General features: G+C 43.9%; 18 protein-coding genes and 2 riboswitches. Of the genes, 5 read left to right on the top strand and 13 right to left on the bottom strand.

Annotated features, from left to right (window positions below):
* Window positions 1–31: 31 nt before the first annotated feature.
* Genes A3IK_RS0104905 through A3IK_RS0104890 form a run of 4 tightly spaced genes read right to left on the bottom strand, consistent with a single transcriptional unit; the run spans window position 32 to window position 5,600 of the window.
* On the bottom strand, window positions 32–1,912 hold the full coding sequence (locus A3IK_RS0104905) for a monovalent cation:proton antiporter-2 (CPA2) family protein (RefSeq protein ID WP_026220812.1): 1,881 nt from the start codon (window positions 1,910–1,912) through the stop codon (window positions 32–34).
* Window positions 1,903–2,448: an NAD(P)H-dependent oxidoreductase gene (locus tag A3IK_RS0104900; RefSeq protein WP_020558864.1), complete on the bottom strand. Its 546-nt coding sequence runs from the start codon at window positions 2,446–2,448 to the stop codon at window positions 1,903–1,905. The genes A3IK_RS0104905 and A3IK_RS0104900 overlap by 10 nt, the downstream gene beginning before the upstream one ends.
* Before the next feature lie 3 nt (window positions 2,449–2,451).
* Window positions 2,452–4,914: an ABC transporter permease gene (locus A3IK_RS0104895; protein ID WP_020558863.1), complete on the bottom strand. Its 2,463-nt coding sequence runs from the start codon at window positions 4,912–4,914 to the stop codon at window positions 2,452–2,454.
* The gene (locus A3IK_RS0104890; RefSeq protein WP_020558862.1) at window positions 4,911–5,600 is read right to left on the bottom strand and encodes an ABC transporter ATP-binding protein; all 690 of its coding nucleotides are present in this window, start codon (window positions 5,598–5,600) and stop codon (window positions 4,911–4,913) included. Before A3IK_RS0104890 ends, A3IK_RS0104895 begins: the two co-directional genes overlap by 4 nt.
* A gap of 14 nt (window positions 5,601–5,614) precedes the next feature.
* On the opposite strand from A3IK_RS0104890, the gene A3IK_RS0104885 reads away from it, so the two are divergent.
* The 5 genes from A3IK_RS0104885 to A3IK_RS18550 all read left to right on the top strand — a co-directional run bounded on the left by A3IK_RS0104885 (window position 5,615) and on the right by A3IK_RS18550 (window position 8,111).
* The gene (locus A3IK_RS0104885) at window positions 5,615–6,256 is read left to right on the top strand and encodes an arylesterase (protein WP_020558861.1); all 642 of its coding nucleotides are present in this window, start codon (window positions 5,615–5,617) and stop codon (window positions 6,254–6,256) included.
* Between the two features lie 121 nt (window positions 6,257–6,377).
* Window positions 6,378–6,803: an EamA family transporter gene (locus A3IK_RS0104880; protein ID WP_020558860.1), complete on the top strand. Its 426-nt coding sequence runs from the start codon at window positions 6,378–6,380 to the stop codon at window positions 6,801–6,803.
* A 48-nt stretch (window positions 6,804–6,851) separates the two neighbouring features.
* Entirely contained in the window at window positions 6,852–7,058 is a 207-nt protein-coding gene (locus A3IK_RS0104875) for a FitA-like ribbon-helix-helix domain-containing protein (RefSeq protein ID WP_020558859.1), read from the top strand.
* Between the two features lie 53 nt (window positions 7,059–7,111).
* The gene (locus tag A3IK_RS21485) at window positions 7,112–7,351 is read left to right on the top strand and encodes a hypothetical protein (RefSeq protein ID WP_211209413.1); all 240 of its coding nucleotides are present in this window, start codon (window positions 7,112–7,114) and stop codon (window positions 7,349–7,351) included.
* 70 nt (window positions 7,352–7,421) lie between these two features.
* Window positions 7,422–8,111, top strand: coding sequence for a hypothetical protein (locus tag A3IK_RS18550; protein WP_211209412.1), 690 nt, complete (start codon window positions 7,422–7,424; stop codon window positions 8,109–8,111).
* A 5-nt stretch (window positions 8,112–8,116) separates the two neighbouring features.
* On the opposite strand, the gene A3IK_RS0104865 is transcribed toward A3IK_RS18550, so the two are convergent.
* The 9 genes from A3IK_RS0104865 to xerD all read right to left on the bottom strand — a co-directional run bounded on the left by A3IK_RS0104865 (window position 8,117) and on the right by xerD (window position 16,625).
* Complete coding sequence (locus A3IK_RS0104865) at window positions 8,117–8,440, bottom strand: hypothetical protein (protein WP_020558858.1); 324 nt, start codon at window positions 8,438–8,440, stop codon at window positions 8,117–8,119.
* 79 nt (window positions 8,441–8,519) lie between these two features.
* Window positions 8,520–8,753: a hypothetical protein gene (locus tag A3IK_RS0104860; RefSeq protein WP_020558857.1), complete on the bottom strand. Its 234-nt coding sequence runs from the start codon at window positions 8,751–8,753 to the stop codon at window positions 8,520–8,522.
* Between the two features lie 212 nt (window positions 8,754–8,965).
* Window positions 8,966–9,415, bottom strand: a complete 450-nt coding sequence (locus A3IK_RS0104855) for a type II toxin-antitoxin system VapC family toxin (RefSeq protein WP_020558856.1) — start codon at window positions 9,413–9,415, stop codon at window positions 8,966–8,968.
* Window positions 9,412–9,681: a type II toxin-antitoxin system RelB/DinJ family antitoxin gene (locus tag A3IK_RS0104850; RefSeq protein WP_020558855.1), complete on the bottom strand. Its 270-nt coding sequence runs from the start codon at window positions 9,679–9,681 to the stop codon at window positions 9,412–9,414. The genes A3IK_RS0104855 and A3IK_RS0104850 overlap by 4 nt, the downstream gene beginning before the upstream one ends.
* Before the next feature lie 123 nt (window positions 9,682–9,804).
* The gene (gcvP, locus tag A3IK_RS0104845) at window positions 9,805–12,690 is read right to left on the bottom strand and encodes an aminomethyl-transferring glycine dehydrogenase (RefSeq protein ID WP_020558854.1); all 2,886 of its coding nucleotides are present in this window, start codon (window positions 12,688–12,690) and stop codon (window positions 9,805–9,807) included.
* Window positions 12,691–12,715: 25 nt separating this feature from the next.
* Window positions 12,716–13,108, bottom strand: a complete 393-nt coding sequence (gene gcvH, locus A3IK_RS0104840) for a glycine cleavage system protein GcvH (RefSeq protein WP_020558853.1) — start codon at window positions 13,106–13,108, stop codon at window positions 12,716–12,718.
* 173 nt (window positions 13,109–13,281) lie between these two features.
* Window positions 13,282–14,367, bottom strand: a complete 1,086-nt coding sequence (gene gcvT / locus A3IK_RS0104835; RefSeq protein ID WP_020558852.1) for a glycine cleavage system aminomethyltransferase GcvT — start codon at window positions 14,365–14,367, stop codon at window positions 13,282–13,284.
* A gap of 52 nt (window positions 14,368–14,419) precedes the next feature.
* A riboswitch (glycine riboswitch) is annotated at window positions 14,420–14,516 on the bottom strand.
* A 12-nt stretch (window positions 14,517–14,528) separates the two neighbouring features.
* A riboswitch (glycine riboswitch) is annotated at window positions 14,529–14,626 on the bottom strand.
* 43 nt (window positions 14,627–14,669) lie between these two features.
* Window positions 14,670–15,584, bottom strand: coding sequence for a DsbC family protein (locus A3IK_RS0104830; RefSeq protein WP_020558851.1), 915 nt, complete (start codon window positions 15,582–15,584; stop codon window positions 14,670–14,672).
* A 108-nt stretch (window positions 15,585–15,692) separates the two neighbouring features.
* Window positions 15,693–16,625 (bottom strand): site-specific tyrosine recombinase XerD, encoded by a 933-nt coding sequence (gene xerD, locus A3IK_RS0104825; RefSeq protein WP_020558850.1) that lies wholly within the window; start codon window positions 16,623–16,625, stop codon window positions 15,693–15,695.
* Window positions 16,626–16,634: the final 9 nt, after the last annotated feature.

The following is a 16,634-nucleotide window of genomic DNA, read 5'->3' as shown; positions in this document are numbered from 1 at the left end:
GACTTCAGGGCACACCTTAAGGCTCATTATTTTAATGGCTACTCTCATCCTCAAGTGGGCGCTCCCACGTATGATCGGTGTAGTAATGGCGGTTAAAACGATCTGCCTGTAATAACTCAAGCACTTCTTCTTGCACCTGTCGAGCCTCAGACACAAAGGCCGGACTCCCGCGTTCGGCTTTAATTTTGCCTAATGCATCGACTAACATTTCATCATGAATCACAAATTGCAAAGCCTTGCGCTTAGCCTGATAAGCTCGCATACCTAATGCCCTCAAGACCTGCTGTCCTAATTGCACGGAAGAACGAAACATTTCACGCTCTACATGATCGACGCCTAAGAGCTGAAGTTCCTGATAATTAAGCATATCATAAGCCCGAACATATAATTTCAAATTAGGATAGTTCTTTTTAACAATACGAATAATATCCTTTACTTTTTCACGTTCATCGATGGCGATCACTAATACTTGAGCCGTAGCAGCACCGGCTACCTCTAATAAATCTGCTCGACTAGCATCCCCATAAAAGACCTTAAAGCCAAAGGCTCTTACTCGTTCAATATGAGCAGTATTATTATCTAATACCGTCACTGGAATATTATTAGCAACGAGCAAACGTCCTACAATCTGACCAAAACGCCCAAAACCGGCAATAATCACCGGCGTATCTTGCAGCTCTACCAGTTTAGCATCCTCACCAATTTCTAGATGCTCTGGTAATTTAAGGCGCGGCTGTAATAGGCGCTCATTAAACATGACTAATAGTGGGGTACTTAACATCGATAAAGCAATCGTGACGGTTAAAAGATCTACCCAATGAGAACCCAATACCCGACTTTGTAAGGCCAAATTTAATAATACAAAGCCAAACTCGCCCCCTTGAGCCAAACAAAAAGCAAACCAATAACGCTCACTATGACTAATACGATAGATTTTAGCTAATAAGAATAGCAGAATAAATTTAACCGCTACTAAACCCACCACCAAACTCGTAATTAACTTAGGCTCTTTGAATAATAAATTAAAATCAATATTAGCCCCTACCGACATAAAAAACAGCCCCAGTAATAAGGCCTTAAATGGCTCAACTGTGGCTTCTAATTCATGGCGATATTCGCTATTGGCTAATACTACACCCGCAATAAAAGCACCTAGTGCAGGGGATAGACCGACCATACCCATTAATAAAGCAATGCCTACTACTAACATTAACGCAGCGGCAGTAAATATTTCTCGTAAATGGCTATCGGCAATAAAGCGTAATATAGGTCGAAGTAAAATTCTACCGCCTAAAATAATACCGAGTATTACTGCGATAGTAATACCCGCTTGCTGCCAATCAGGTAAATCACCAATAAGACTACCCGAATGATCAGCAGCCTTTTTACTTTTAGTCGTGGCTGTAGCGAGTAAAGGTAAAAAGGCAATAATCGGAATAACGGCAATATCTTGGAATAACAACACGGCAAAACTAGCTTGCCCGCTTTCACTTTTTAAATGCTGCCGCTCCATTAATAACTGCAAGGCAATAGCGGTGGAGGATAGGGATAAAATTAAACCAATGGCTATTGAGGCTTGCCAGGTTAAAGCTAAGACATAAAAACCAATAGCCGCTAATACCCCCGCTGTTACGACTACTTGTAGCCCACCTAAACCTAAAATAGGGCCACGCATACGCCATAACACGGAAGGTTCTAACTCTAAACCAATCAAAAACAGCATCATTACCACACCAAATTCGGCGATGTGCATAATGCTTTCTGGATTTTTAACTAGACCAAGGACAAATGGCCCAATGACAGCACCCGCTATTAAATAGCCTAATACCGCGCCTAGTCCTAAGCGGCTCGCTAAAGGTACAGCAATCACACCCGCAGCGAGAAACACAAAAGCCTGCAGCATTAGCTCCATGTATCACCCCGCTGCAGGGCTAACAGTGAATTACGATACTGTTCTGCGTATTGAGCCAATTGTTTTTCGGACAGACTATCCGCCTCATATACGACAAAAGGCTCTAGATAGTGCATACCGCATAGATTTGCGGTTTGCTCAAAAGGGGCAAGTAATTGTTTAATGGTAAAACGATTCAATCCCCCGGCTTGATAAGAGCTACGACTCCCACCCGCACTTAGGGCATTCATGAGATATTTACCTTTTAAAGTCACCGCCGTCGAGCCATAACCAAGACCATGTTCTAGTACTAAATCCATCCACTCTTTTAACAGCGCCGGAATGCTATACCAATAAAAAGGATGCTGAAACACAATCACATCATGCTCCATTAGCAATCCCTGTTCCCGCATCACATCAACCATAAAATCAGGGTAGTGATGATATAAATCATGCACTTTTACCCCTTCTAACGAGCGGACAGCATCCGCAAGATAAGACTGTGAGCGAGAATGCTCAAAAGCCGGATGGGCTAATAACACTAGAATACGCTGCATAGGCTAGCCCTTGAGTAGTAACATAGGTGGCACATTTAATAATCCTCGCAAACTCCAAAAACCCGCTAAACCAACCAACACCATCCCCGTGATGGCTCCTAATAAGGGTGGCAGTGGGTTAAAAGCCCCTACTAAATCAAATAATTGTAAGGCAATAATACTGCCTAACACACTCGCTATAAGCCCCGCTAATAAACCTGCTAATGCTCCAATCACCATAAACTCAATGCTAATACGTTGTTTTAGCTCGGTATGTGAAGCCCCCATGGATTTTAAAATGGCGATTTCACGTTGCCGTTCAGAGCGTTGCGATTGCAAAGCGGCAATCAAGACCACCACACCCGCGACTAAAGTGAATAAGAAAATCCCTTGTACCGCAAAGGTAGCTCGATTAATTAAGGCGCGAATCTGCTCCATAATAGCCGATACATCAATCGCTGTAATACTCGGATACTGCTGAATCACTTGTTGCAGTAGATTTTGGTTATCTTTTGGTACATGAATACTAGTAATATAGGTATGAGGCAAGTCTTTCAATAACTGCGGAGCCGCTACCACAAAGAAATTAGGTTGTAAGCTATCCCATTTTACCTCACGCACACTCGTCACCGCCTGCTCGAAACGCTGTCCGGCAATATCGAAGGTAAGACGATCACCCAGACCAAAACCTAAGGTTTTACCGACCCCTTGCTCAATCGAAAACCCGTCTTTCGTATCTGCGCTAAACCATGTCCCTTGCAGCACGGTATTACTCGCGGGTAATTCGCTAAAAGAGGATAGATTAAACTCCCGATTGAGTAGTTGTTTGGCTTCTGGATTCTCAAATTGCTCTTGGGTGATTTCCTTACCATTCACTGCGATGAGACGCCCTCGGATCATAGGATAGAGTTTACCCTCGAATTGGCGCTCTTGTAATGCTTTTACTAAGCCCGGTTGGTCTTGAGGTTGGATATTAATCAGAAACTGATTCGGTGCATTCGCAGGCAAACTCTCTTCCCAACGATTGACTAGATCAGTACGAATCGTGGTCAATAATAATAGGCTAAAAAATCCGGTAGCAAAGACCACTAATAATAATACCGAACGCCTAGCTCCCCGAAACACTGCTAACCAGCGCCATGAAAAATGCCAACTTAAATAACTGACTAAGCGCACTAAGCCCAAAGCGGCTAACCAGAAAACACCCAACCCTACCACTAAACCACCCAAAATCCACAGTGCCAGCAAAGGGTCTTGTGCCTGCAACCAAAACAATCCATACAGTGCGGGTACTAAGGCGATTAGCCAGCCTTTAAGTGGTACACGAATGGTATTAAAACGCTGTTGCAGAATTTGAATCGGCTCAGTATTGAGTAATTGCCAAATATAGGGCAAAGCAAAACCCAATAATAAAATCACGGCGGTTAAAAAGCCTAACCACACCGGACGCCAGCTCGGTAAGGGCAAGGTTTCATGGATCACCTCAGCTAAACGATCCGCCAGCAAGAATTGCAAGCCATAGCCAATAGCTGAACCTACTAATGCCGCTAGCAAGGCCAAAACCAGTAAAGAAATAAATTGTTCACGCATTAAATTGCGTCGTGATTGCCCCATAGCTTTAGACACTGCGACGGCTACGGTTTCTTTTCTTACTAAACTCGCACTAGTTAAGGCAATGGCTGTAGCAGCAAGTACCACACTTAATAGGGAGGATAATCCTAGAAAACGCATCGCACGCTGTAAGGACTCCTGCACACTAGGTAAACCATCTTCTAGGGTACGTACTTGCTCGGTAGATTTTAATTGCGGTTTTAGCCACGCTTGCAGACTCTCAATACTTCGGCTATTACCAGCATAGTAGTGGTTATAACGCGCACGACTCGCGATGGTGACTAAGCCGGTAGCGGGTACATCTGCCGCATTCATTAAGATCACGGGTGAAATTTGTAAAAAGCTCGTACCTCGATCCGGCTCTTGAATCAATAACTCGCTTATGGTGAATAGGCTATTACCCAGCTCAATTTGATCACCGATTTTTAGTTGCAACATATTCATCAGAGCTGGTTCAGCCCATACCTCACCCGCCTTGGGTAAAGTGGTCGCTAGGGTGTAAGGTTGCCCTAATGCTTTAGCTAGGCGCACCTCGCCCTTTAAGGGATAAGCCCCACTGACAGCCTTCACCTCTACCAACTGCATGGCATCAGCGGTACTTGCCATGCTATTAAACTTGAGCATTTGCGCGGTGCTTAGACCTTGCTGCTCGGCCTGTTTAATAAAATCCTCACTCAATGGGCGCGTCGAGGTCAGCACTAAATCGCCCCCCATGAGTTCCACCGCTTGCGATCGCATCGCTTCCCCGACTCGGTCGGTAAAAAATCCTACTGCCGTGACCACCGCGACGGACACGATCATGGCAATGAGTAATAAACGCATTTCTGATAAACGCCAGCGCCGCAGCCACAGCGTCCAGTGATAGGAAAGGTTCATACGGAACCTCCTTGTCGAACAAGCACGCCATCGAGGTGATAATGCGCCTGACAGCGGGCAGCGAGTCCCTCATCATGTGTCACCATGACTAAGGCCGTACCTTGATCGTGTACTAAACTAAACAGTAGCTCTTCTACTTCATGTCCGGTGGCGCGGTCTAAATTGCCGGTAGGTTCATCGGCAAATAACAGTTGTGGCTCGATCACAAAGGCTCTAGCAATAGCCACCCGCTGTTGCTCGCCTCCTGAGAGTTGGGTAGGAAAGTGATTGAGACGCTCGCCTAAGCCCACGCGCTGCAATGCCTTAGTAGCCCGCTCACGCACACTCGCATCGTTACTTTGTAACTCCAAGGGCAGCATGACATTTTCAAGGGCGGTTAAATTATCTAATAAATGAAAGGACTGAAATACAAAGCCGATTTTACCGAGGCGTAGTTGAGCGCGTTGATCTTCGCTTAATGTCCCTACTTCAGTGCCGAATAGTTTAATCGAGCCTGAGGTTGGGGTATCTAAAGCAGCGAGTAAGCCTAATAAGGTGCTTTTGCCTGAGCCTGAAGTTCCCGTGATAGCAATAGACTCCCCTGCGTGTACGGCTAAATCAATGCCGGTCAAAATGGTGAGCATTTTATCGCTGGTGGGGATAGATTTAGTTAGAGTATTAGTCTCAAGAATAATATTTTTCATCATTTAAGAGGTTTTCCATGCAATTACGTGGATTATTCATGGTTATTATCACCCTGTTTTTGAGCTGGAGTAGTCAAGTGTTTGCCAATGAGCCGAACTCAACACGCACGCTATTAGTCTGGGGTGACAGCCTAAGTGCCGCCTATGGTATCAGTACCGATGAAGGCTGGGTGCAATTACTCCAATCTAAACTGGAGAATACCGAGGGAGCTAGCGATATTAAGGTGGTCAATGGCAGTGTCAGTGGCGAAACCACTAGTGGTGGCTTAACCCGCTTTCCGGCGCATTTAGATACCTATAAACCTAATTTTGTCATTCTAGAGCTAGGTGCGAATGATGGGCTACGTGGCTTATCGGTTAAAGCCATGCGTAGTAATTTAGACCAGATGATTCAAATGGCACAGAAAAGTGGGGCAAAAGTCGCCTTACTCGGTATGCATATGCCGGCTAATTTCGGGCGTTTATACCGTGAGCAGTATGATAAGACTTTTGTGGATTTAGCCGAGCAATATCAATTACCTTTTAATCCATTTTTCTTAGATGGAGTGGCTTTACAAGAGGATTTATTATTACCCGATGGTTTACATCCGAATGCTAAAGCACAGCCTAAATTATTAGATAATATCTGGCCGATAGTAGTGGAGCTATTAGATTTGTAACTAGTATCATCACCTAACTACTCACCTAGAAGTAATCGTACCTTTAAAACTACTCCAGAAACATACGATTACTTTTATTAGGTACTTATCAAGCTATCAGCCTCGAAATAGGACATTATTCATGCTAGAGCGATGGGTTATTTATGCGTTTATCTCTATGTTTTTTGCCGGATTTACTTCTGTTATTGCCAAACAAGGACTAGCCGGTATTTCGGGTGAATTAGGATTAACCATACGTACCCTATTTGTATTTGTGCTGGTCTTAGGTTTCGCGTGGGTTGCTATACCTACAGCGGACTGGAGTAAAGTTAATTCGACAAATTGGTTATGGCTTGGGTTATCGGGTGTCACTACGACTTTGTCATGGATATTTTATTATAAAGCGCTGAAAGAGGGAGATGTTGCAACCGTAGCTCTCATTGATAAAGGCAGTGTATTGATTGCTATGTTAATGGCGTGGTTGCTACTCAAAGAGGTGATTACAGTACGCATGTTATTAGGTGCGGGGCTGATTGTCGCAGGTCTATTAGTTATCGCTAAAAAATGATAGCAATGTTATCACTTAACTATCAAACCACAGTATAGGTTGACAGCTATGGCTACTCTGATTGTCAGGAACATCAGCGATGAAATCGCTCAAGCTTTAAAACTACATGCCAGCCAGTTAGGTATTAGTGCTGAAGCTGCTCACCGTCAAATTTTAGAGCAGGTACTAATGCGTCCTAAGAAAAAAAACTTTCTCACGCTCTTAACAGAGATGCCGAATGTTGGCAAAGATAGCGACTTTGAACGGATACAATAGAATACTTTCTCGAAATAGTTAACTTTTGATAAAAACAAGGTGAGGATAACCATATGTGGTTTAAAAAACTAACAGGCTTTCATGAAGAAAATCCAGCGCAAGTTCGAGAGAATTTATCCGTTGAAGGATTAATATTAAAATCTCATGTCAATGATAAACAATATCAGTGTGGTCAATTAGAAATCCCCTCACTAGCAGAACTAAGGCAGCGTATTAGTAGAAAACAGGCTATTTCTGGAAAACTAGTGGTTAATGAAGTAATAAATAGCCCATGCCCAACAATTACATATTGATCAATCAAATGCTAATGCCTTATTTCAAGTTGCCTCACAATTTAATCTTTTAGAAATGGTTCATCCTAGTGTGACACCTGAGGATGGAGTAAATCGATACGAATATGATTTAACCCAAGGGCCTGCTTGTGCTATTGCCGCCGGTGCTGGCACTATTTATCGAAATTACTTTGCTCCGGTTAATGGCAAAATAGGCCAAACGGCTGATAATCAAATAGATTGCCTTGCTGAGATGGGAGCAGCTTTAGAAAATTCCAAAAATCAATTATGGCAAATGAAAAATGGCTACGCTTTACCCTCACTAGAAGGGTTAGATGCCATCAATAATCAAATAATATCAGCTAGTGAATTAGAGCGGGATGAATTAAGAAAATTATTGCGTATTGGTATTCAGTGGAATACTGAAGTGACATTAAACGAGGCAAAACACACTGTTACTCAAGCGTATTGTTCTGCACTACCTGTTTCCTATTCTAATCTGCCGGCAAAACTATGGGCAGAGTTTGCAAAATTAATATTAGAAGCTGCCTATGAGGCAACGTTCTGTGCAGGAATATTGAATCAATTAAACACAGGTAATAATAAAATCTATCTAACACTGCTAGGTGGCGGTGCATTTGGTAATAATCAAGAGTGGATTATAAATGCGATTGCACGGAGTTTAGAGTTGTATAAGAGCTTTGATCTTAACGTTTTTATTGTGAGCTATAGATACTCTCATCCTCACATACAACAGTTGATTAGTGAGTATCAAGCTTAACAAAGCTACTTTTTATTTTTCTTCTTTCCATAAGGAATCGCCCAACCGAATAAAACAGCTTCTAATAATATTCTAAATTTTGAGGTGCTTCTTAACCCTTCTGATTGGGGTACATAATGCTCTCTAAATTTATTAATGACCTCAATAGCCTCTTCATAATAGGAAGGAGGAACACTAATAGACCTTTCGTTATATCCGGGGATTTGCATACCGGGTAATATACCCCCTAAATATTGTGAGTTTATAAAATAAGGAATATCAGCAGCGCCTAGTTCAGCAACTAGTAGGATTTGCTCGACTTCATCTCTTGGGTAACAAACCGTAATCATATTATTACCTGCCTTGGCTTTCACAATGATTTTAAAGAACGGCGTATCTCTGGCATCGAATACGAATTATATTATTTTTTTATTGGATAAGAAGCTTTTGAGCGCGAGCTTTTGCCATACGCATCAAGTGCTCAAGCCGCAAATAATGTTCTAATTCGGACACTTCCTCCACAGATAGGGTAGTACTCTTAGACTTATGAATCAGATCACTCACTCGTATATTAGATGCCTCTGAAGGTCTGAAAGCAATAACTTTATCGGGTGTGGTTCCCGCAGCAATAAAATCAATGATTTCTTCGTATACAAGAGCCATGATTTAGACCTCTCTACTTATGATTTATTATAGCATGTCATAATAAGTCACCTAATATTAATCCCCTAAATAAATAGGCGACATAGTTAAGCTAAATTCCACTTATTTCTATTATAAATCAATGAGTTAAAATTAACCCCATCTGCTATTTAATTGGTAGGTTAATAACAAACTATTTGACAAAATGAGTAAACCAACCTCTTCATTTCTTGCTAATTAATAGCTAAAGGGTTTACCACATCTAAAAAACCAAATTCTTTAAAATCTTTAACATTGATGGTGTATAAACCCTTAATATTATTATCTTTAAGCGTTGCAGCTAAGGCGACATCAAATATCTTTTTTCGTGTCGTCATCCCTTCTAATAATGAAAAAAGAGTCGTTAATTGAGTCGCTTGCGGATGAATAATAGGAACACCTGAAGCTATATACCTTTGCACAATAATGGTTGCTTTGTCTAATGGGAGGGGATTTCCTATTTTTGACCACGTTATCACATTTAGAAATTCAACTAGTACCTGAGCGGGAATACATACTTCCCTACTAATATCATAATTACTAAAAGCTTTTTCAATAAACGATTTAGCCTCGGTATGAAAAGGGGCTGTTGTATTATGGGCATACACTAATAAATTGGTATCAATCGCATACAGAGCACTCATAATCCACGCTCAGCATATAACTCATCCCGATCTGGCATAGTATTTAGCCCTAAATCAAAGGTTTCTACTATAAAAGGCTGTGTTGCTCTTAACTTAGCCTCTTCTGGTAAGCGGGGCGTAAAAGGTAAACCTCTCATCAGTTCTACTTGTTTTAAAAACATATTGATCGCTTGTGCCGTTGTCATACCTAATTGAGCGAAAATCTGCTCAGCATTATCTTTTAAAACAGGGTCAACACGGGTTGTAATCACAGCAGTACGGCTCATAGAGTCACTCCAATTGATCATCGAATGTATTCAAATGTAGTACATAAATCACGTAAACACAAATAAGCTATCAAAGAAAAAGGGGCATATGCCCCCTTTCCTGATCAATATGTCTATTACTCTTTAGCGATAACTATCCACACTCGGACAAGAACACACTAAATTCCTATCACCATAGACATTATCAATACGATTTACCGTAGGCCAATATTTCGCAGTTGGATGAATACCTTTCGGGAATACCGCCTCCGTTTGACTATAAGGACGCTCCCACGCATTCACTAAATCATCTAAGGTATGCGGCGCATTCACTAATGGATTATTATCCTTAGGCCATACACCGTCTTGAACCTTTTGAATCTCTTCACGAATGGCAATCATGGCATCACAAAAACGATCCAGCTCTTCTTTAGGCTCGGATTCGGTCGGCTCAATCATTAATGTACCTGCAACCGGAAACGACATCGTCGGTGCATGGAAACCATAATCCATTAAACGCTTGGCAATATCCGATTCATCCATACCGGACGCGGCTTTTATCGGGCGAATATCAATAATGCACTCATGTGCTACTCGACCATTAGCCCCACGGAATAACACCGGATAATGAGCACTCAGGCGTTGCATAATGTAATTAGCATTCAAAATAGCCATTTGAGTGGCTTTCTTGAGGCCTTCTGCACCCATCAGCTTAATATACATCCACGAAATGGGCAGAATGGCACCACTACCATAAGGAGCCGCCGATACAGCACTATTACCTTGTGGAATACCTTCAGGTGGATTGACCACATGGCTAGATAAGAAAGGTGCTAGATGTGCTTTTACCCCGATTGGTCCCATTCCGGGGCCACCACCACCATGTGGAATCGCAAAGGTTTTATGCAGATTCAAATGCGACACATCCGAGCCAAATTTCCCCGGCTTAGATAGTCCCACCTGAGCATTCATATTCGCGCCGTCCATATACACCTGACCGCCGAACTCATGCACAATCTGGCAAATCTCCACAATATCCTGCTCAAACACACCATGAGTCGAAGGATAGGTCACCATCAAACAGGATAAATCCTCTTTGTGTTGCTCAGCTTTAGCGCGTAGATCATTAATATCCACATTGCCATTGCTGTCACACTCCACCACTACCACTTTGAGATTCACCATAGCAGCAGAGGCCGGATTCGTTCCGTGTGCAGAGCTGGGGATTAAGCATACATCACGATGGCCTTGTCCAATACTGGCCTGATAACGACGAATCGCGACCAAACCGGCATACTCACCTTGCGCCCCTGAATTAGGCTGCATAGAAATCGCATCATAACCCGTAATTTCAACCAGCCACGCCTCTAGCTCTCGAATCATGGCTTGATAACCCGTGGTTTGCTCCTTCGGGGCAAAGGGGTGAATCTGGGCAAACTCAGGCCATGTAATCGGCATCATTTCTGCCGTTGCATTGAGCTTCATAGTGCAAGAGCCGAGCGGAATCATACCGTGTGTTAGAGAAAAGTCCTTATTCTCTAAGCGCTTGAGATAGCGCAACATTTCAGATTCAGAGTGATGCGTATTGAATACCGGATGCGTAAGGAATGGACTCGTGCGAGCATAGCCAGAGGGAATACCGCTTCCCCCTGTCTGCACGACTTGATCCAGCTGCTCAATCGTTAAGCCATGACCTTGACCGAGTAATACCGTGAATAACTGCTCGACATCCGACCGTGTGGTAGTTTCATCAAGGCTAATACCTAATTTATCACTATCGACTTTGCGTAAATTGATATTGGCCGCTAATGCCGCTTGATATAAAGCGTTTTGCTTATCCCCAACGACTAAGGTTAGAGTGTCAAACCAGGTATCATTTAATAGTTTCAGGCCTTTTTGTTGTAAGCCTTGGGCTAAAATACTGGTTAAACGATGGATTCGTCCGGCAATTTTCTTTAAGCCTTCCGCACCGTGATAGACCGCATAAAAGCCTGCCATATTGGCGAGTAAGGCTTGGGCAGTACAAATATTGGAGGTCGCTTTTTCGCGGCGAATGTGTTGTTCACGGGTTTGCATCGCCATCCGTAAAGCTTGCTTACCATGACTATCGATAGATACGCCAATCAAGCGTCCTGCCATCGTCCGTTTAAACGCATCTTTAGTAGCAAAGAATGCTGCATGTGGGCCACCGAACCCCATCGGTACACCAAAGCGCTGGGAATTACCCACTACGACATCTGCACCACACTCACCCGGAGATTTGAGCGTGATAAGTGCCATTAAATCAGTCGCAACACAGACCAAAGCTTTTTGATCATGCGCTTGTTTAATAATCGCATCGAGATCAATAATTTCACCCGTCGTGCTGGGATACTGTACGGCTACCCCAAAAACTTCGTGCTTAGAGAGTTCACTTAGGGGCGCAATCACTAATTCAAAACCAAAATACTCCGCCCGTGTTTTGAGTACATCAATGGTCTGTGGATGCACCGTATCTGCGACAAAATATTTATCTGATTTAAGCTTATTAGAACGCTTACAGAGTGTCATCGCCTCAGCCGCTGCGGTGGCTTCATCTAATAAGGACGCATTCGCAATATCCATACCCGTTAGGTCTATCACCATTTGCTGGTAATTGAGTAATGCTTCTAAGCGGCCTTGAGAAATTTCCGGCTGATACGGCGTGTAGGCGGTATACCAACCCGGATTTTCTAACACATTGCGTTGGATCACCGGCGGTACAATCGTAGGGTAATACCCCATACCGATATAAGACTTTGCGACCTTATTTTGTGAGGCTAGGCTTTGCAAATAGGCCAATGCCTCAGTCTCGGTGTAGCTACCCTCTAAATTCAAAGGATTAGCGCTACGAATATTGGCAGGTACCGTACTATCGATCAGATCATCTAAGGACTCTGCACCTACCGTTTGCAACATGACCTGTGTATCAGCGTCACTAGGGCCTATGTGGCGGGCAATGAAATCGTCGCGCTGTTCAAGATCAGCCAAAGCGACGCGTGAATTTGTCATAATGTTACACCTTCAAATCAATCGATTACGCTTCACTGTCTAAGAGTGCTTGATAAGCTGCTGCATCCATGAGGCTAGCGAGTTGAGCTTTATCGGCTAATTTCACTTTAAAAATCCAACCCGCACCATAAGGATCTGCATTCACGGATTCAGGGCTATCCCCTAGTGCTTCATTAACTTCGGTCACTTCACCGGATACAGGCGCATAAAGGTCAGAGGCGGCTTTCACTGACTCCACCACGCCACACTCATCACCAACGGCAAAGGTGCTACCCACTTCAGGCACTTCCACAAACACTAAATCACCTAATAAGGCCTGTGCATGATCGGTAATACCCACCGTCACGGTGCCATCACCATTATCGAGTAACCATTCATGTGATTCGGAATACTTTAAATTAGCTAATACATTGCTCATGATGATCTCCAAGAGAGAATAAGATTAAGGGGAAAAATAATACGGTTCTTGCGAAGGTTACTAAAACCCCCTCTCGATCTACCCCTTGACAGGGGAAGAGGTAAAACCAACGCCCTCTCCTACCAAGGGGAGGGTTGGGGAGGGGTAATCTTTCAGAGAACAAACTCACTCTGTTACACATCTAACACTGATTTACCAAAGCGGACAAAGTTAGGCTTTACAATACGCGCCGATTGTAATTTGCCCCGAATATCCACTTGGCATTCGGTCTCCGTACCCGCTGGAATACGAGCGAACGCAATCGATTCTTTAAGGGTGGGGGAAAAGGTGCCGCTGGTGGTTTCACCCTCGCCTTGACTACAAACCACTTTCATATGGCTACGCAATACGCCCTTGCCTGTTAGTACTAAACCGACAAAACGCTGCTGCACACCCGCTGCTTTTTCAGCTTCTAAGGCTTTACGTCCGATAAAATCACGCTCGGCAGGTTGCCAACCAATCGTCCAACCCAATCCTGAGGTGAGCGGCGAGGTCGTTTCATCCATATCCAAGCCATATAGATTCATACCCGCTTCTAAACGCAAGGTATCGCGTGCGCCCAAGCCAATCGGTTTGATACCTGCGGCTAATAACGCATCCCATACTTTAGGTGCTTGAGTTGCGGGGAACATCATTTCAAACCCATCTTCGCCGGTATAACCCGTGCGAGCTATGAACCAGTCATTAATAAATGCGCCATAGAAATGCTTTAAAGGCTCCGCAATCGCCACTTCGTGGGCGGGCATCATACCTAATACTTTGTCACGTGCATTCGGGCCTTGCACCGCGATCATGGCTAAATCACTACGGAAAGTCAGCGTGGCATTAAAGGGTTTTAGTTGTTCATTCATCCACGCAATATCTTTTTCGCGGGTCGCGGCATTGACCACAATGCGGTATTTAGTATCGGTGAGGTAATAAACAATGAGGTCATCAATGACGCCGCCTTGCTCATTTAGCATGCAGCTATAGAGGGCTTTGCCGGATTCTTTAAGTTTATCAACATTATTAGCGAGTAGCTTTAAGAGGAAAGGTTTAGCGTCCGCCCCCTCAAGGTCTAAAATGGTCATGTGTGATACGTCAAACATGCCTGCATCGGTGCGGACATCATGGTGTTCTTGGAGTTGTGAGCCGTAATGAATCGGCATTTCCCAACCCGCGAAATCCACCATTTTGGCACCTGCTTCGAGGTGTTTTATATAAAAAGGGGTGCGTTGCATCGATAATCTCCCAAAGCCAACAAACAAAAGGGGCGGCAGACACAGCTGTATCTGCCGCCCCTCTGTCCTGAAACCTGAGAGATTCCTGTGAATTCACAGTTACTACCCTTCGGTGAGTGCGTTTAGCACTACTCTCCAGAGTTAACTTACACGCCGAGCGTGATTAGCAAACAGTCCTTTTACCTGAGCGTTTCCGGGCGGAATTGCGCCTTCGGTGCTGTCTGAGTTTACCCCCAACAGTCTCTTCTGCTTACCTACCGTTAAGCGCCAAAGTATAACGGATTACCTAGTATAACAGAAGGCTATTGCGCAACCTTACTCTCTTCTAAAGCCTCAAACATTTCACGCGCCGGACGGTATCCTGCAATCATTACCCCATCTTGCGTCACAATCGCAGGCGTACCTGTTACCCCTACTTTTTGACCTAGATTGTAATGATCAGCAACTGGATTGGTGCAGTCTTTAGGATCAATCGTTTTACCATCTTTCAGCTCACTAATCGCCTTCATAGGATCAGCACTGCACCACGCGGACACCATTTGTTTATAAGGCCCTGAGCCAACACCTGCACGTGGATAGGCAAAATAATGCACAGTTACGCCTAGATCATTGAGTTTCGGCACTTCATGGTGCAGCTTCACACAATAGGGGCAAGACACATCGGTAAATACCGAAATCGCGTATTTTTCCTCACCTTTAGCTTTAAAGGTAATGGTCTTACTTAGATCTGCTTTGTCCATCACCGCTTTGCGACCTGAAGCGCGGGCATTTTCAGATAAGTTAGTACGACTTTTGCTATCAATTAAGTCGCCACTGAAAACATAACGCCCATCGGGGCTACTATAAAGTAACTCCATACCAAAACTCACCGCATAGACACCTGCTATAGGAGTTGGTTTAACACTATCCGGTGCTGAACCGAATAAGGGTTTCAATTGTTCTGTGATTTGTTTGACGACTTCAGGGTCAACACTAGCCGCTGGAGCAGATGCTGTTTTTTCAGGGGTAGCCACAGGTGCAGCGGCCTCCGTTGTTGCAGGCGTAGCAGCCACTTTCTCAGCAGCAGCTTCAGTCGTCGCTGGAGTAGTTGCCACTTTTTCAGTAGCAGCAGCCGGTGCGGCGGCTTCAGCCGGAGCTGTAGCAGGTTTATCTTCAGCCCATGTCAATGTTGACAAAGCAGCACTCAACACGGCTGCTAGTACTAAGTTTTTAGCCATAGTATGTGTAAATCCCAGACAAGATTAGAAATAATATAAGCACGTTATTATAATTAGCTTTCATGAACGCCTTCTAACATAACACGCGCCCAGTGGCGAGTATACTTACTACCCACGGGGATGATGTTTACGATGGAGTTCTTGTAAGCGACTTTGTGCTACATGCGTATAAATTTGGGTAGTCGATAAATCGCTATGCCCTAAGAGTAGCTGTACCACCCTTAAGTTCGCCCCATGATTCAATAAATGGGTCGCAAACGCATGCCTTAAGGTATGGGGTGAAATGTCTTTATGAATATTCGCACTCAGGGCATAACGTTTAATCACATACCAAAAGGCTTGACGTGTCATACCTGCCCCGCGACTGGTAATAAACATTTGCTCACAATAGCCTTTGCCCTGCATCAGTTCTTCCCGCGCCTCACGCAAGTATTGCACTAACCAATGCAATGCCTCTTCCCCCATAGGGACTAAACGCTCTTTACGCCCTTTACCGATGATACGCACAATACCTTGTTCGAGTGAGATTTCATCTTGGCGAATCATCACCAATTCAGACACTCGCAACCCAGTAGCATAAAGTAACTCCAACATAGCCCGATCACGGATGCCGAGCGGATGTGTAGTATCCGGTGCTCTCAGTAACCGTTCTACTTCGTTTTCAGTTAAGGTTCCGGGTAATACTCGCCCTTGACGTGGGGATTCAATTAGGGCAGTAGGGTCAGCCTCTAATACTGAAATACGCAGTAAGTAACGATAAAAACGTCTTAAGCTAGATAATAAGCGGGCATTACTCGAAGCCTTAGCGCCCTTACCCACTTTAAAACTTAAGAACTCTAATAAATCTTCTTGTTGAGCCTGTTCTAGTGACTTTTCTCGCTCATTTAGCCAAGCGCATAGACTACGTAAGTCACGCTCATAGGCTTCTAAGGTATTGCGACTTACCCCACGCTCAGCCCAAATATTATCTAGAAATTGATCAATACGGGTTTGTTGTTGGCATTGGGCTTTACTATTAGACCCCCTTAACACTGTATCCATACAGGGTTT

The sequence above is a fragment of the Thiofilum flexile DSM 14609 genome, from assembly GCF_000380185.1.
In the GTDB taxonomy this organism is placed as follows: domain Bacteria; phylum Pseudomonadota; class Gammaproteobacteria; order Thiotrichales; family Thiotrichaceae; genus Thiofilum; species Thiofilum flexile.
This window is presented reverse-complemented; position numbering and strand designations above follow the sequence as displayed.

Excerpts from the sequence above, each read along its gene's own strand:
- A3IK_RS0104830 (WP_020558851.1), bottom strand. The coding sequence starts at position 15,584 with ATGGCTAAAAACTTAGTACTAGCAGCCGTGTTGAGTGCTGCTTTGTCA.
- A3IK_RS21485 (WP_211209413.1), top strand. The coding sequence starts at position 7,112 with ATGTGGTTTAAAAAACTAACAGGCTTTCATGAAGAAAATCCAGCGCAA.
- A3IK_RS0104875 (WP_020558859.1), top strand. The coding sequence starts at position 6,852 with ATGGCTACTCTGATTGTCAGGAACATCAGCGATGAAATCGCTCAAGCT.
- gcvT (WP_020558852.1), bottom strand. The coding sequence starts at position 14,367 with ATGCAACGCACCCCTTTTTATATAAAACACCTCGAAGCAGGTGCCAAA.
- A3IK_RS0104885 (WP_020558861.1), top strand. The coding sequence starts at position 5,615 with ATGCAATTACGTGGATTATTCATGGTTATTATCACCCTGTTTTTGAGC.
- A3IK_RS0104895 (WP_020558863.1), bottom strand. The coding sequence starts at position 4,914 with ATGAACCTTTCCTATCACTGGACGCTGTGGCTGCGGCGCTGGCGTTTA.
- A3IK_RS0104890 (WP_020558862.1), bottom strand. The coding sequence starts at position 5,600 with ATGATGAAAAATATTATTCTTGAGACTAATACTCTAACTAAATCTATC.
- gcvH (WP_020558853.1), bottom strand. The coding sequence starts at position 13,108 with ATGAGCAATGTATTAGCTAATTTAAAGTATTCCGAATCACATGAATGG.
- A3IK_RS0104905 (WP_026220812.1), bottom strand. The coding sequence starts at position 1,912 with ATGGAGCTAATGCTGCAGGCTTTTGTGTTTCTCGCTGCGGGTGTGATT.
- A3IK_RS0104850 (WP_020558855.1), bottom strand. The coding sequence starts at position 9,681 with ATGAGCCGTACTGCTGTGATTACAACCCGTGTTGACCCTGTTTTAAAA.
- A3IK_RS0104880 (WP_020558860.1), top strand. The coding sequence starts at position 6,378 with ATGCTAGAGCGATGGGTTATTTATGCGTTTATCTCTATGTTTTTTGCC.
- xerD (WP_020558850.1), bottom strand. The coding sequence starts at position 16,625 with ATGGATACAGTGTTAAGGGGGTCTAATAGTAAAGCCCAATGCCAACAA.
- A3IK_RS0104860 (WP_020558857.1), bottom strand. The coding sequence starts at position 8,753 with ATGGCTCTTGTATACGAAGAAATCATTGATTTTATTGCTGCGGGAACC.
- A3IK_RS0104855 (WP_020558856.1), bottom strand. The coding sequence starts at position 9,415 with ATGAGTGCTCTGTATGCGATTGATACCAATTTATTAGTGTATGCCCAT.
- A3IK_RS0104900 (WP_020558864.1), bottom strand. The coding sequence starts at position 2,448 with ATGCAGCGTATTCTAGTGTTATTAGCCCATCCGGCTTTTGAGCATTCT.
- gcvP (WP_020558854.1), bottom strand. The coding sequence starts at position 12,690 with ATGACAAATTCACGCGTCGCTTTGGCTGATCTTGAACAGCGCGACGAT.
- A3IK_RS0104865 (WP_020558858.1), bottom strand. The coding sequence starts at position 8,440 with ATGATTACGGTTTGTTACCCAAGAGATGAAGTCGAGCAAATCCTACTA.